12 protein-coding genes are annotated in these 14,811 nt (G+C 67.2%); 5 read left to right on the top strand and 7 right to left on the bottom strand.

Going from position 1 to position 14,811, the window contains the following annotated elements; translation table 11 throughout:
- Positions 1–181 precede the first annotated feature (181 nt).
- Entirely contained in the window at positions 182–706 is a 525-nt protein-coding gene (locus AO501_RS26160; protein WP_055580492.1) for an amino-acid N-acetyltransferase, read from the top strand.
- 66 nt (positions 707–772) lie between these two features.
- Here the strand turns inward: AO501_RS26160 and AO501_RS26155 are convergent, their stop codons facing one another.
- Entirely contained in the window at positions 773–3,310 is a 2,538-nt protein-coding gene (locus AO501_RS26155; RefSeq protein ID WP_055580491.1) for a DNA translocase FtsK, read from the bottom strand.
- A gap of 163 nt (positions 3,311–3,473) precedes the next feature.
- Between AO501_RS26155 and AO501_RS26150 the strand changes: the two genes are divergently transcribed.
- From AO501_RS26150 to AO501_RS26135, 4 genes are all read left to right on the top strand, one after another.
- Entirely contained in the window at positions 3,474–5,444 is a 1,971-nt protein-coding gene (locus AO501_RS26150; RefSeq protein ID WP_055580490.1) for a SpoIIE family protein phosphatase, read from the top strand.
- An 80-nt stretch (positions 5,445–5,524) separates the two neighbouring features.
- Entirely contained in the window at positions 5,525–5,839 is a 315-nt protein-coding gene (locus tag AO501_RS26145) for a putative quinol monooxygenase (RefSeq protein WP_055580489.1), read from the top strand.
- On the top strand, positions 5,836–6,657 hold the full coding sequence (locus AO501_RS26140; protein ID WP_156452791.1) for a mycofactocin-coupled SDR family oxidoreductase: 822 nt from the start codon (positions 5,836–5,838) through the stop codon (positions 6,655–6,657). Before AO501_RS26145 ends, AO501_RS26140 begins: the two co-directional genes overlap by 4 nt.
- A gap of 3 nt (positions 6,658–6,660) precedes the next feature.
- Positions 6,661–7,533 carry an SAM-dependent methyltransferase gene (locus AO501_RS26135; RefSeq protein WP_156452790.1) on the top strand — a complete coding sequence of 291 codons (873 nt, stop codon included), beginning with the start codon at positions 6,661–6,663 and terminating at the stop codon, positions 7,531–7,533.
- A 79-nt stretch (positions 7,534–7,612) separates the two neighbouring features.
- Here AO501_RS26135 and AO501_RS26130 read toward each other — a convergent pair whose 3' ends face one another.
- The 6 genes from AO501_RS26130 to AO501_RS26105 all read right to left on the bottom strand — a co-directional run bounded on the left by AO501_RS26130 (position 7,613) and on the right by AO501_RS26105 (position 14,809).
- A complete protein-coding gene (locus AO501_RS26130) occupies positions 7,613–9,289 on the bottom strand; it encodes a ribonuclease J (protein ID WP_055580487.1) in 1,677 nt (558 codons plus the stop codon).
- 7 nt (positions 9,290–9,296) lie between these two features.
- Complete coding sequence (gene dapA, locus AO501_RS26125) at positions 9,297–10,199, bottom strand: 4-hydroxy-tetrahydrodipicolinate synthase (RefSeq protein WP_055580486.1); 903 nt, start codon at positions 10,197–10,199, stop codon at positions 9,297–9,299.
- A gap of 51 nt (positions 10,200–10,250) precedes the next feature.
- Positions 10,251–11,003, bottom strand: a complete 753-nt coding sequence (gene thyX, locus AO501_RS26120) for an FAD-dependent thymidylate synthase (protein WP_055580485.1) — start codon at positions 11,001–11,003, stop codon at positions 10,251–10,253.
- A 139-nt stretch (positions 11,004–11,142) separates the two neighbouring features.
- Complete coding sequence (locus AO501_RS26115; protein ID WP_055580484.1) at positions 11,143–12,210, bottom strand: restriction endonuclease subunit S; 1,068 nt, start codon at positions 12,208–12,210, stop codon at positions 11,143–11,145.
- Complete coding sequence (locus AO501_RS26110; protein ID WP_055580483.1) at positions 12,207–13,580, bottom strand: type I restriction-modification system subunit M; 1,374 nt, start codon at positions 13,578–13,580, stop codon at positions 12,207–12,209. Before AO501_RS26110 ends, AO501_RS26115 begins: the two co-directional genes overlap by 4 nt.
- Positions 13,580–14,809: a winged helix-turn-helix domain-containing protein gene (locus AO501_RS26105; RefSeq protein ID WP_055580482.1), complete on the bottom strand. Its 1,230-nt coding sequence runs from the start codon at positions 14,807–14,809 to the stop codon at positions 13,580–13,582. The genes AO501_RS26110 and AO501_RS26105 overlap by 1 nt, the downstream gene beginning before the upstream one ends.
- Positions 14,810–14,811 lie beyond the last annotated feature (2 nt).

The following is a 14,811-nucleotide window of genomic DNA, read 5'->3' as shown; positions in this document are numbered from 1 at the left end:
GCCGTAGAAGAGCGCGTACAGAAAGATCGGGACGAGCAGAAATCGCACCATGGTGAGGACATTCGCCAGATTCGCGATGCGGGCCTGACCCGCTGCCTGACCCGCCTGCGGTTGCCCCGACACGGCCTCAGAATAACGGCTGGCCAGCTCATGCGGTCAGCGATGTCGATACTGTTTCCCCGTGACCGAAAGTCGACGGGATTACCGGCCGGTGGTTCGGCGAGCGCGAACCTCTGACGTCCCCGCGATCAAACAACTCGTGGACACCTACGCCGGCAAGATTCTGCTGGAGAAGAATCTGGTGACCCTTTACGAGTCCATTCAGGAATTCTGGGTGGCCGAGGATCCGGAAATCGCCGGCAAAGTGGTCGGGTGTGGCGCACTGCATGTGTTGTGGGCCGATCTCGGGGAAATTCGCACCGTCGCGGTCGACCCGGATCTGACCGGCCACGGAGTCGGCCACGCCATCGTCAATCGGCTGCTCGAAGTGGCCCGGGAGCTGGAACTCGAACGGCTGTTCGTGCTGACGTTCGAGACCGAGTTCTTCGGTAAGCACGGGTTCACCGAGATCGAGGGCACTCCGGTGACGGCCGAGGTGTTCGAGGAGATGTGCCGTTCCTACGACATCGGTGTCGCCGAGTTCCTGGACCTGAGCTACGTCAAACCCAACATTCTGGGGAACTCCCGCATGCTGCTGGTGCTTTAGCCCCGCGAGCAGACGCGAAGTCGCATCAAAACCAGGGTTTTTGTGCGATTTCGCGTCTGCTCGCCGTCAAACGGGCTCGCCGTCGGCGCCGCTGCCGCCGCGGATCAGCGCCAGCGTGCCGGCCAGTTCGTCGGGCTTGACCAGCACCTCGCGGGCCTTGGAGCCTTCGCTGGGCCCGACGATGCCGCGCGTCTCCATCAGGTCCATCAACCGGCCTGCCTTGGCGAAGCCCACCCGCAGCTTGCGTTGCAGCATCGAGGTCGAACCGAACTGGCTGGACACCACCAGCTCCACCGCCTGCAGGAACACATCCATGTCGTCGCCGATATCGGGGTCGACGTCGGCCCGCTCACCATTGGGCTTGGCGGCGGTGACGCCCTCGGTGTACTCCGGCTCCGCCTGGTCCTTGCAGGCGGCGACGACGGCCTGAATCTCCTCGTCGGTGATGTAGGCGCCCTGCAGCCGGATCGGCTTGCCCGCGCCCATCGGCAGGAACAGGCCGTCGCCCATACCGATCAGCTTCTCCGCGCCGGCCTGGTCCAGGATCACCCGGCTGTCGGTCAGCGATGACGTCGCGAACGCCAGCCGGGACGGCACGTTGGTCTTGATCAGGCCGGTCACCACGTCGACCGAGGGCCGCTGAGTGGCCAGCACCAAGTGGATACCCGCGGCACGCGCTTTCTGGGTGATCCGCACGATGGCGTCCTCCACGTCGCGCGGGGCGGTCATCATCAGGTCGGCGAGCTCGTCGACGATCGCCAGGACGTACGGATACGGCCGGTACACCCGCTGACTGCCCAGCGGCGCCGAGATAGCGCCGGATCTCACCTTCTCGTTGAAGTCGTCGATGTGCCGCACCCGGGAGGCCTGCATGTCCTGATAGCGCTGTTCCATCTCCTCGACCAGCCACGCCAGGGCCGCCGCCGCCTTCTTGGGCTGGGTGATGATCGGCGTGATCAGGTGCGGAATGCCTTCATAGGGCGTCAGTTCCACCATCTTGGGGTCGATCAGGATCATCCTGACCTCTTCCGGGGTGGCGCGGGTCAGCAGCGACACCAGCATGGAGTTGACGAAGCTGGACTTGCCCGAGCCGGTCGAGCCGGCCACCAGCAGGTGCGGCATCTTGGCCAGGTTCGCCGAGATGAAGTCACCTTCGATGTCCTTGCCCAGCCCGATCACCAGCGGGTGATGGTCCCGGCGGGTCGACGGCGCGGTGAGCACGTCGGCCAGCCGCACCATTTCGCGGTCGGTGTTGGGCACCTCGATGCCGACCGCGGACTTGCCGGGAATCGGGGCCAGCATCCGCACGCTTTCGGTGGCCACCGCGTACGCGATGTTCTTCTGCAGCGCGGTGATCTTCTCCACCTTGACGCCCGGGCCGAGCTCCACCTCGTAGCGGGTGACAGTGGGCCCGCGGGTGCACCCGGTGACCGCGGCGTCGACCTTGAACTGGGTGAGCACTTCGCCGATGGCACCGGCCATGTGGGTGTTGGCGGCGCTGCGCTTCTTGGGCGGGTCCCCGGCTACCAGCAGATCCAGCGACGGCAGCGTGTACGGGCCCTCGACCACCCGGTCCAGCACCTGGGCATCGCGCTTGTCGGATTTGGTTCCGCGCCTGCGGGTCTTGGGCTCCGGAACGGTCGGCGTCTCGTCGGCGATGGGTTCTGCGAGTTCGGCGTCCGACGCCGTGGGCCAGGGCTTGGGCTCGTCCTCGGGGCGCAGCGGGGCTTCGTCGTAGTAGCCGTCCGAGAAATCCTCGGCCGGGGCGACCTCGACGGTGTCCGCGTCGTCACCGGCGAAGTCGTCGTACTCGTCGTCTTCGTACTCGCGCTGGAACAGCCTGGTGCCGAACATGTTTCGCAGGGCGTCCGGCACCTCCCGGATGGTGATGCCGGTCAGCAGCAACACCCCGAACAGCGCGCAGATGAACAACAGCGGCGCCGCGATCCACGCGGTCAATCCGTCCGAGAGCGGTCCGCCGATCGCGAAGCCGATGAATCCCGCTGCCCGTCTGCGCAATTCGGGATCTTCGGGTGAGCCGGACCACAGGTGGCGCAGTCCGAGAAACGACAGCGCGATGAGGCTGGAGCCGAGAATCAGCCGTGGCCTCGCGTCGGGGTCGGGTTCGGTGCGCATCAGTACGATCGCCGCCGCGGCGGCGACCAACGGCAGCAGCACCACCGCCGAGCCGACGAACGTCCGCAGACCGGCGTCCACCCATGCCCCCACCGGCCGGGCGGCGCTGAACCACGAACTGGCGGCGATGATCACGGCGATACCCAGCAGCGCCAGCGCGATGCCGTCGCGGCGATGTCCTGCTTCGATGTTGCGCGCCTGGCCGATCGAGCGCGCTGCACTCCCGGTTCCCCTGGCGGCCATCAGCCAACCCGCGCGTGCCGCCCGGCCGCAGGCGCGTCCGGTCAGCACCAGCAGAGACTGATTGCGACGCTTGGCGGGCCTGCTCACCCGCTTGACGGGCTTACTCGGGCGCTTCTTGGGCGCGCGAGGCGACGCACTCGCACGCCCACCTGCGGCGCCGGCCCGCGAAGTGGCCCCTGACCTGCTCGTTCGTGTTCCGGAGCGGGCTGCGGTCTTACTGGCCATGCCCGCAAGCGTAGTCGCTAGAACAACATCAGCACCACCCGCCACACTGGTAACGAAGGGTTTATCGGGGCTCACCCGTCTCGTTACCCAGCCCGTCCCCGAGGGCGGGCAATGTTCGCGGAACAGCCGCGCAGCGGGGCCGAGAAGAAGGCATTGTGGACGAATGTCGGAAAGTGGGCATCTCGACACCCTGGTCGGCGATGCGGAAGTGATTCGGTCCGTCTTCGACGCGCTGGACGTCATGGCCTGTTGCTGGCAGGGCCCGGAGCTACGTCTGGTCGCCGCGAATGCCGCCTTCCGTTACGTTGCCGGCCGGGACGACGTCATCGGCTGCACCGTCTCCGAGGTGTTCCCGGAATTGGACGGCCAGCTGATGAACCCCGTGATCGAGCGGGTGTACGCGAGCGGCCGCACCGAAATCGGCCGGGAGTGGCGGGTGCACTGGGAACACCCGGCGTCCAACCGGGTCGAGGAGCGATGGTTGAGTTTCGTCGTCACACCCCATCCCGTTAACCGGCAGTGGGTGCTGGCCTACGCGAACGACGTCACCGATCAGGTGCTGGAACGCGAGCTTGCCGGGCGGCGCGCGGCAGAAGCCCAGCGCCGTTACGAGGCGACCCGTGATGTCGTCGACGAACTGCAACGGGCCCTGCTGCCCCTTGAGCTACCGGTGGTTCCGCATATCGACATCGCCGCGCGCTACCTGACCGCGTCACGGGACCAGGCGGCCGGCGGGGACTGGTTCGACGCCCTACCGCTCGACGACGGCCGAATGGCACTGGTGGTCGGCGACGTGGTGGGGCACGGAGTGGCAGCGTCGGCGGCCATGGGTCAGCTGCGCGCCGCGCTGGAGCTGGCGCTGACCACCACCGCTGACCTTGGTTCGGCCATCGCGCAAGTTGACGCTTTTGCCGCGAAGAAGGCCCCACTTCGGGCCGCCACCGTCGGCATCGTCGTGATCGATCCGCGCACTGCCGATATGGAATTCTGCCTGTGCGGGCACCCGCCGCCCGTCGTCGTGGGCGCCGACGGCAACACCAGGTTCCTACACCAAAGCGGAAGCGCGCCACTGGGAGTCGGTCATCACCACGCCGTCGTCGGGAGGCCGCTGAAACCCGGCGATGTGGTCCTGCTGTACTCCGACGGCCTCATCGAGCGGCCGGGACGAACCATGGCCGAAGGCTACGCCGAGGTTGCGCAGGTGGCGGCCGACGCGGTCGCGAACCGGGTGCTGCCCACCGGCGCGGCGCATTCGCCGGCGGCCCGCGCGTGCCAGTTGACCGTCGAATTGCTCACCCGCACTGGGTATGACGACGATGTCACCACGCTGGCGGTGCAACTTGTGGCCGCACCCCCACCGGAGCTGACCGTCTCGACTCTCGCCGACGACAACGGCATCACCGACGCCGTCAACGGCATCCGAACATGGCTTACCACAATCGATATCAGCGACGAGGCTGCGCTGGCTATCGAACTGGCGGTCAACGAAGCGATCGCGAACGTGGCGGTGCACGCGTACCCCGACTGCGCCCCCGGACCGCTGCGCATCACCGGCAGGTTGCAGTCCGGCGGGGTTGTTGAAGTGTGCATCGGCGACGACGGGCAATGGCGTACGCCCGGAATCGGTGACATCGGGCGGGGGCGCGGCCTGGCGATGATGGAGCGGCTGCTCGACAAGGTGACGATCAGTCATGACAGCGCTTCCCGGCCGGCCCAGAAGGGGACGGTAGTGACGCTGCGGCACAAGGTTTCTCGCCCCGCCCTGGTTGTTTCCAGCGGACCCGGAAGCAGCCCGTCAGCCCGCACGCCGCACTTTTACCGCGCCGAGCGCCACGACGAACCCGGCAAGGCGACACTCACGGTGACCGGCGCGGTGGATGCGTTGACCGCCGACCAGTTCAACGTTGACCTCTCCGATGCCGCCCAGGGCGGCACGGTCGGTTTGACGGTGCTCCTGGACCAGGTCACCCTGCTGACGAGCCGGGGTGTGCGGGCCTTGTTCATGATGCGCGACCAACTGACGGCCCATCAGCGCCCGTTCACTCTGGTGGCCGCCACGGGCAGTCCCGCGGCCGTGGTCCTCGACCTGGTGGGGCTGAGTCGCAGCACCGATCATCAGTCAGGCGGCAGCTGAAACCGGCGCGCGCCGGCGGTGTGGGTAGGGTGACCAACAGTGCTAAAACCCACCCGCCACAGTCGTCAGGAGGCCCCAGCATGCCCGTAGTCGTCGTCGCCACGCTGACCGTGAAGCCCGAATCGGTCGACACCGTCCGCGACATCCTGACCACCGCGGTCGAAGAGGTGCACGGCGAGCCCGGATGCCAGCTGTATTCACTGCACCAGTCCGGCGAGACCTTCGTCTTCGTGGAGCAGTGGGCCGATGAAGAGGCGCTGAAGACCCACAGCACCGCGCCCGCAGTCGGCAAGATGTTCGGCGCCGTCGGCGAGCACCTGGCCGGGGCGCCGGACATCAAGATGCTGGCGCCGGTTCCGGCCGGGGACGTCGATAAAGGCCAAATCCGCGCCTGATGGCCCGACCCCTGGAAGGCAAGACGGCCTTCATCACCGGCGCCGCACGCGGTCAGGGGCGCGCCTACGCGGTCCGGCTGGCCGGCGACGGCGCGAACGTGATCGCCGTGGACCTGTGCGGCCGGATCGACAGCGTGCCCTACCCGCTGGGCACCGCCGAGGACTTAGCGCAGACCGTCAAGCTCGTGGAGGACGCCGGAGGGCGCATCGTGGCACGGCAGGGCGACGTCCGGGACCGTGACTCGCTGGCCGCCGCTTTGCGGGCGGGCCTCGACGAATTCGGCCGGCTCGACATCGTGATCGCCAATGCCGGGATCGCCCCCATGCAATCGGCTGACGGCTGGCGCGACGTCATCGACGTCAACCTCACCGGTGCGTACCACACCGTCGACGTATCGACGCCGACCTTGATCGAGCAGGGTGAGGGCGGATCGATCGTGCTGATCAGTTCGGCTGCGGGCCTGGCCGGTGTCGGGAGTGCCGACGCCGGGTCGATCGGCTACACCGCCGCCAAGCACGGACTGGTCGGCTTGATGCGTCTGTACGCCAATTTGCTTGCGCCGCACAATATCCGCGTGAACTCCGTGCACCCCTCCGGCGTCGACACGCCGATGATCAACAACGAGTTCATCCGCCAGTGGCTGACCGACCTGGTCAGCAAGTCCGGCCGCGCGCCCGGCATGAGCAATGCCCTGCCGGTGCAGATCCTGCACGCCGAGGACATCGCCAATGCCGTGGCGTGGCTGGTGTCCGACCAGGCCCGCTACATCACCGGCGTCACGTTGCCGGTCGACGCGGGTTCGGTGAACAAGCGGTAGCTCGTGGCCCGAAACCCCGCTGCCGGAACCGCGTTCGGACCGATGCTGCTGTCCGCGATCGAACAGCACGAACCGGCCGACCGCCGGCTGGTGGACGACGATCTTGCAGGGCTTTTTCTGCCCGCGCCGCTGCGCCTGCTCGTCGCCGCCACTGCGCCATCGCTGTTCCGCCGGGTGTTCATCAGCGCGTCGGAGCGGACCGGTCCCGGCTTGTGGGCGAATCTGGTCTGCCGCAAACGGTTTATCGGCGACAAGCTCGCCGAAGCCCTTGACGAGGTCGACGCTGTGGTGATTCTTGGCGCGGGCCTGGACACCCGCGCCTACCGGTTGACCCGCCGGATCCGCAAACCGGTCTTCGAGGTGGACCTGCCGGTCAACATCGCCCGCAAGGCCAGGACGGTCCGCAAGGTGCTGGGCGAACTGCCGCTCTCGGTTCGTCTGGTGGCACTGGATTTTGAGCATGACGACCTGTTGACGGCACTGGCTGAGCACGGGTATCACATCGACTACCGGACGTTCTTCATCTGGGAGGGAGTCACCCAGTACCTCACCGAGGACGCCGTGCGCGCCACGCTGGATGGCCTACGGCCGGCGGCGCCGGGCAGTCGCATGGTGTTCACCTACGTCCGGCGCGACTTCATCGACGGCACGAATCGGTATGGCTCCCGCACGTTGTACCGGTCGGTTCGGGGGCGCCGTCAGCTGTGGCACTTCGGCCTGCTTCCCGAAGAGGTGGAAGGCTTTCTGGCCGGCTACGGTTGGCGGTTGGTGGAGCAGTTGGGACCCGACGAACTCGTCGAGCGTTACGTCATACCCACCGGCCGCAGACTCCCGGCGTCCCAGATCGAGTGGTCGGCTCTAGCCGAGAAGGTCTAGATCTTCTTGTGCCGACCGTGAAACCCACGACGCCCGCCCGGCGGGTCGTGTCGTGAAATCCCCACTCGCGGGAGGGGTTTTAGACCTCAAGAACCGTCGGCACGATCATCGGCTGCCGGCGGAATGTCTCGCCCACCCATTTGCCGACCGTGCGACGCACACTCTGAGCGATCCGGATCGGATCGGTGACGTTGTTGGCGGCCAACGATTCCAATTCCGCCTCGACCTTGCGCACCACCGGTTCCAGCGCCTTGGGGTCCTCGGAGAAACCCCGGGAGCTCAGGTGCGGCGTCGCCACCGGCTTGCCGGTGCCCCGGTGCACCACCACGGTGACGGCGACGAAGCCCGAGGACAGAATGAGCCGCTCGCCCAAGGTGATCTCGCCGACGTCACCGGTGATCAGTCCGTCGACGAACATCTTGCCGACCGGTACCGCCCCGGCGATGCTGGCCTTGCCGGCCACCAGATCGACGCTGACGCCGTTCTCGGCCAACATGATCGCATCCTCCGGCACGCCGGTGCTGACGGCCAGTTTGGCGTTGGCCCGCAGGTGCCGCCAGGTGCCGTGCACCGGCATGACGTGGCGCGGACGCACTCCGTTGTAGAGGAACAGCAACTCACCGGCATAAGCGTGGCCTGAGACATGTACCCGCGCTTGGGCATTGGTGACGACGCGGGCGCCGATCTTGGCCAGCGCGTCGATCACGCCGTACACAGCTTCCTCGTTGCCGGGGATCAGCGATGAGGACAACACGATGAGGTCACCGTCGGTCAGGGTGATGCTGCGGTGTTCGCCTCGTGACATCCGCGACAACGCCGCCATCGGCTCGCCCTGAGTTCCGGTGGTGACCAGCACAACCCGGTCAGCGGGCATCTCCTCGGCCGCGGCGATGTCGATCAGGTCGGAGTCGGCCACCCGCAGGAAGCCCAGCTCGCGGGCGATACCCATGTTGCGCACCATCGACCGCCCGACAAACGACACCCGCCGGCCCAAAGCCACTGCGGCGTCGATGATCTGCTGGACGCGGTCGACGTTGGAGGCGAAACACGCCACAATGACCCGCCCGTCCGCGCCGCGGATCAGCCGGTGCAGCGTCGGGCCTATCTCGCTTTCCGACGGGCCCACTCCGGGGTGTTCGGCGTTGGTGGAGTCGCACAGGAACAGGTCCACACCGGCGTCGCCGAGGCGTGACATGCCGGGCAGGTCCGTGGGACGGCCGTCGAGCGGCAGTTGGTCGAGCTTGATGTCACCGGTGTGCAGGACGGTGCCGGCACCGGTGTAGACGGCGATGGCCAGCGCGTCGGGAATGGAGTGGTTCACGGCGAAGTACTCGCATTCGAACACCCCGTGCCGGCTGCTCTGCCCCTCCTTGACCTGGACGAACACCGGCTTGATGCGGTGCTCGCGGCATTTGGCGGCGACCAGCGCGAGGGTGAACTTCGAGCCGACGACCGGGATGTCGGGCCGCAGCCGGAGCAGGAACGGAATGGCGCCGATGTGGTCCTCGTGGGCGTGGGTGAGAACCAACGCCTCGATGTCGTCCAGCCGGTCCTCGATGTGACGCAGGTCGGGCAGGATCAGGTCGACCCCGGGTTCGTCGTGGGTGGGGAACATCACGCCGCAGTCGATGATCAGCAGCCGGCCCAGATGCTCGAAAACCGTCATGTTGCGGCCGATTTCGCTGATGCCACCCAGCGCAGTGACCCGCAGCCCGCCCGCCGTCAGTGGACCTGGTGGGGCGAGCTCCTCGTACAACGTCAGATCACCGTAGAACGGAGGCCGCGCGCATGTCCGCGGCCAGTGCGTCGAGTTGCTCCGGTGTGGCCGGGACCTGCGGCAGGCGCGGGTCGCCGGCGTCAATGCCCTGCAGTCGCAGGCCCGCCTTGGACAACGTCACGCCGCCCAGGCGGCTCATCGCGTTGCACAGCGGCCCCACTGAGTGGTTGATCTTGCGGGCGGTTGCCACATCACCGGAGTTGAAGGCGGACAACAACTCGCGCAGCTGGCCGGCCGCCAGATGGGAGATCACGCTGATGAATCCGGTCGCGCCCATGGCGAGCCAGGGCAGGTTCAGTGCGTCGTCGCCGGAGTAGTAGGCCAGGCCGGTCTCGGCGATGATCTGTCCCGCGCCGTGCAGATCGGCTTTCGCGTCCTTGACGCCGACGATGTTGGGATGCCCCGACAGCACACGCAGGGTGTCGAATTCGATCGGCACCACCGACCGGGGCGGGATGTCGTAGAGCAGCACCGGCAGGTCGGTCGCGTCGGCGACGGCGGTGAAGTGCGCGATCAGCCCGCTCTGCGGGGGCCGTGAGTAGTACGGCGTGACCACCAGCAGGCCGTGGGCGCCCTCGGCGGCGGCGGACTTGGCCAGTTTGATGCTGTGTGCGGTGTCGTAGGTGCCGGCGCCGGCGATGATCCGCGCCCGGTCCCCCACCGCCTCCAGGACGACCCGGAGCAGCTCGCGCTTCTCGTCGTCGGTGGTGGTCGGCGACTCACCCGTGGTGCCCGAAACGACCAGACCGTCGCACCCCTCGTCCACCAGGTGGGTGGCCACCCGGGCCGCGGCGGCGGTGTCCAGGGCGCCGTCGGCGTCAAACGGTGTCACCATCGCGGTCAGGAGGGTTCCCAGGCGCGCTGGCGCATCGAATCCGACGGTGCTCACGGTTCTCAAGGTTACCTGGCTCCGGCAAGCCTTTAAGCACCGCCGCGCAGCTCAGGCTTCGGTAGCTAACGGGCTGGTAGCGACCTCGCTGCCGTCGGCCAGCGTGGTCACTTCGAAGTCGGCGAATACCGCGGGGGCCACGGCGACGAGCTGACGCAGGCAGGCGATGGCCAGGCGCCGGATCTCGATGTCGGCGTGCTCGCTGGCCCGCATCGCGATGAAGTGCCGCCACGCCCGGTAGTTGCCGGTGACGACGATGCGGGTTTCGGTGGCGTTCGGCAGCACCGCGCGCGCGGCCTGGCGAGCCTGTTTACGACGCAGAACCGCGTTGGGCTGGTCGGCGAACTTCGCCTCCAGCTTGGCCAGCAGCTCGATGTAGGTGGCGCGGCTGGCGTCCGCGGCGGCGGTGAGGATGCCGCGCAGCTCGGGGTCGTCCTCGATGCCGGGCGGCAGCACGACCTGTGAGTCGTTTTCGGGCACATACCGCTGCGAGAGCTGCGAGTAGGAAAAGTGCCGGTGCCGGATCAGCTCGTGGGTGCACGACCGGGAGATGCCGGTGATGTAGAACGACACGCTGGCGTGCTCGAGCACCGAGAAATGCCCGACATCGATGATGTGCCTGATGTAGCCGGCGTTGGTCGCGGTCCGCGGATTGGGCTTGGACCAGCTCTGGTAGCAGGCGCGGCCGGCGAACTCGACCAACGCGGAGCCCCCGTCGGCGTCGGTGGTCCACGGCACATCCGGCGGCGGCAGGAAGTCGGTCTTGGCGATCAGTTGCACGCGTAACGGCGCGGTCCGGGCCACGGCGCTCAGCGTAGCCCGGTGACGATGCGCACCGTGCAACGGCGCGAGGAGGAGGCGGGCAATCTGGGCCAGCCCGGTGACGATGCGCGCCGTGCAACGGCGTGAGGAGGAGGCGGGCAATCAGGGCCGGCCCGGGCACTCAGGGTCTGGCCGGCGCGGTGTCCGCGATGTGTACCTCTCCGGAGATCAACAGCGGCAACAGTTCATCGCGATAGCTCGACAACCGCGTGATCTCGGCGCGGCGGGTCTGGCACAGCGCCCCCAGCTTCGTGATGGTCTGAGCCTGGTGGGGAGCCAGTTGCCGGACGTCGCGAACCCGCACCTCGAGCAGGTCGCGGTAATGGACTCGCTGGTGGCTGCCCGACGTCCCGACCACGCGTCGCTGCAGTGCCGTCGACACCTCGGGCTGGCGCAGCGCCGCCCAGAGCATCGACGTATCGATGCCGGCCGGTGTGAGGACCACGAACTCGCTACTGGCCAACGCCGGCTGCGCAGGCAGATCCACCACGTTCCATATCCGGGGAATGCGCGGATTGAGTTTGGCGACCAGGACGCAGGGACCCGGCAGCAGAAATTTTCCGCTCTTCACCGAACCTCCCCGCACCACCTTCGGACTCGCACCGTTGTCGAATGCGGGCAGACTGAAGTGCGCCACCCGGTCGGGAAAGTGCCGTGGGTCCAGGAAGGCGGACGAGCGAGTCGCCAAAGTCGCCAGAGGCACTCGGGCACCGGCCGATTGCGTCATACCGACCATGAGGTCCTCGGCGGCCCGTATCACGCGCTGGTTGGCGACGATCTTGTCGTCGACCGCCCCGAGCAGCGCCCCGATCTGCCGCCGGTCGCGCGCGGAGACGTCTGGGACCGAGATGTCATGCAGTATCCGCTGATTGAGCAGCGGCTGCCCAGTCCCGGACCGGTGATCGTTGAGACCGCAGGCGCGCAACGCGTAGTACCAGTATCGCGTCTCCTCGACGTCCTTGGCCCGGCAGGCCAAAGCATTGTCGGTGACCCAGACGTCGGTGTCGCAATAGCGGACGGTGCCGCAGTACGTTCCGACGCGGCCGATCACGATCACCGGGCCGGTGGCGTTGCGCTCGGCCGCGTAACCGATCGGTCCATTGGAGCCGTATACGGCAAACCGGCCCTGCGCCAGCCGTTGCGGCGCGCTGCGTCCGCTCCGGAAGTCGAGGTGGTCTCCGATTCTCATGTCGGTCGCACGCGTCCCAATTGGTCGCGGAGCACAATGTCCCGCCGATCGGATTCGTCGAGTGCCGACAGCAGATCTGCGGTCAGGCGCGCGATCTTGTCCTCGACCGGCTCATCACCGCTGGGCTCATGGGCGGCGCCGACGAAACGTCCGGGAGTGAGTGCGTATCCGGCAGACCTGATCTGGTCCAGCGTGACCGACGCGCAGAAACCTGAAACATCCTGATAGTCAGCATCTTTAGCGATCCAGCTACGGTACGTCCGCGCTATCCGGGAGACATCGTCATCCGTCAGCGCACGGTCGGCGCGGTCGACCAGGTATCCGAGCTCGCGCGCATCGATGAACAACACTTGGCCGGCGCGCTGGCCCTTCGCCTTGTCGAAGAACCACAGGCACACCGGTATTCCGGTGTTGCGGAACAGCTGGGCGGGTAGTGCCACCATGCAAGACACCAGGTCCGCGTCGACTATCCGGGCGCGTATCTCGCCTTCCCCGGCGGAATTCGACGACATCGAGCCATTCGTCATCACCACCGCGGCCCGGCCCGTTGGTGCCAACTTGAACAGGATGTGCTGAATCCAGGCGAAATTCGCGTTCGCAGCCGGCGGAACACCGAAACACCAGCGTGGATCGCGCTCGTCGCGGGCCCAATCCTTGATGTTGAAAGGCGGATTGGCCATCACGTAGTCCATCTGCACGCCGGGGTGCTGATCACAGACGAACGTGTCACCCCGCGCCAGGCCGGTGCCGTCGATGCCGTGCACAGCCAGGTTCATCCTGGCCAGCCGCCAGGTCTCCTCTACGCTCTCCTGTCCGTAGATCGTGATGTCGGCAAGTTCACCGTCGTGGTCGGCAATGAATTGCTCTGTCTGCACGAACATTCCACCCGAGCCACAGCAGGGGTCATAAACTCGCCCGCGCTCGGGTTGCAGCACCTCGACGATGACCCGGACCAGGCTGGGCGGAGTAAAGAATTCTCCACCTCGCCGTCCTTCGGCGCGCGCGAACCCGCCGAGGAAATACTCATACACCTCGCCCATCAAGTCACGGGCCCGAGACCCGTTGCTGCATTTGGCTTTATCGAGGAGGTCGATGAGTTCGCCGAGGCGCCGCTGGTCGACGCGGTGATAGTGGCGTGGGAGCGTGTCGGCAAGCGCCGGGCCGTAGGTCATGACCGCGTCCATCACCTGATCGACGAGTTGGCCGATGTGAGGCGAATCCACATTGGCCGCCAACGATTTCCAGTGGTCCGCGGAAAGGAACCGTAGAAACACCAGCCCGAGGACCACGTCCTTGTACTGGCCGGCCGGCAGGGAGCCGCGTAACTTGTTGGCGGCCTTCCACAGGGTGTCCTTGAGGTCCTGGTCCATCAACCGGCCTGCCTGACGGCCGCGCGCAACGCGGAGGCCAGGTCGCCCCGGCTCGACACGCTGACCCCGCTGAGGCCCAACCACGTTGCCATCGAACGTAACTCACCGGCCAGGGCCGCGGGGTCGCTGGCGCGCGCCGCGTCGGGCTCACCGAAGGCGCCCAGCACCTGCAGCGTGTCGGTGCCCCGGTCGGCCTTGAGGTCCACCCGCGCCACCAGTTCACCGTTGAGCAGAAATGGCCACACGTAGTAGCCGTACTGCCTCTTGGCCGCGGGCGTGTAGATCTCGATGCGGTAGTGGAAGTTGAAGATCCGCTCCACCCGAGGACGGAAGAAGATCAGCGGGTCGAACGGACAGAGCAACGCCGTGCCGCGATCGCGGCGGGGCACGGTCTGCCCGGCCCGCAGGTAGGCGGGCGCCGACCAGCCGTCGACCTCGACCCGTTCGATCTCGCCGGCTGAAACCAACTCCGCGACAGCCGGTTTGACCTGTTGCGCGGAAAGCCGGAAATAGTCGCGGATGTCGGGCTCGGTGGCCAGCCCCAGCGCGGTGGCGGCGCGCAGGGTGAGTTCCCGAATGGCTTCGTCGTCATCGACCTGCCGGCTCAGCACCTCGGCGGGAAGCACCCGCTCGGTCAGGTCGTAGTGTCTCGCGAAGCCCACCCGCGTTGCCGTGGTGAGCACCCCGGCGGCGAACAGCGCCTCGCACACCCATTTCGTGTCACTGCGGTTCCACCAAGCGCCTTTGGTCTGACGGGGCGCGGCTTCCAGATGTGCCTCGATCTGGCCGGCGGTACTGGGTCCCAGTTCGGCGACAGCGGCGACGATGTCGTCGGCCAACCGGGGATTGGCCTTGACGATGTGGGTGCCCCAGCGGCCGTGCCGGTACTGGCGCATCCGCCAACGCAGCAGTGGCCAGTCATCGACGGCCATGAGCGCGGCTTCGTGCACCCAGTACTCCGCCAGCAGACGTGCGTTCGCCGGACCCCAGGCGGCGCGGTCGACGATGTCGCGGTCGTAAGGGCCCAGCCGGCTGAACATCGGGGCGTAATGCGCGCGCACGGCCACCGACACGGAATCCAGCTGCAGCACCTGGATGCGCGATATCAGCCGCCGCAAGTGCGCACGGGTGACGCCGGCTCCGGGACGGGGATCGTTAAATCCTTGCGCCGCAACGGCGATCCGCCGGGCCTGTGCGGCGGTCAGCCTCGCTTTCCGGACGACCGACACGG

The organism is Mycobacterium gordonae, assembly GCF_001417955.2.
GTDB classification, from domain to species: Bacteria; Actinomycetota; Actinomycetes; order Mycobacteriales; family Mycobacteriaceae; genus Mycobacterium; species Mycobacterium gordonae_B.
This window is presented reverse-complemented; position numbering and strand designations above follow the sequence as displayed.

Bases quoted from the DNA above. Each gene is read 5' to 3' on its own strand.
- AO501_RS26150 (WP_055580490.1), top strand. From the start codon at position 3,474: ATGTCGGAAAGTGGGCATCTCGACACCCTGGTCGGCGATGCGGAAGTG.
- AO501_RS26145 (WP_055580489.1), top strand. From the start codon at position 5,525: ATGCCCGTAGTCGTCGTCGCCACGCTGACCGTGAAGCCCGAATCGGTC.
- AO501_RS26155 (WP_055580491.1), bottom strand. From the start codon at position 3,310: ATGGCCAGTAAGACCGCAGCCCGCTCCGGAACACGAACGAGCAGGTCA.
- AO501_RS26110 (WP_055580483.1), bottom strand. From the start codon at position 13,580: ATGGACCAGGACCTCAAGGACACCCTGTGGAAGGCCGCCAACAAGTTA.
- AO501_RS26115 (WP_055580484.1), bottom strand. From the start codon at position 12,210: ATGAGAATCGGAGACCACCTCGACTTCCGGAGCGGACGCAGCGCGCCG.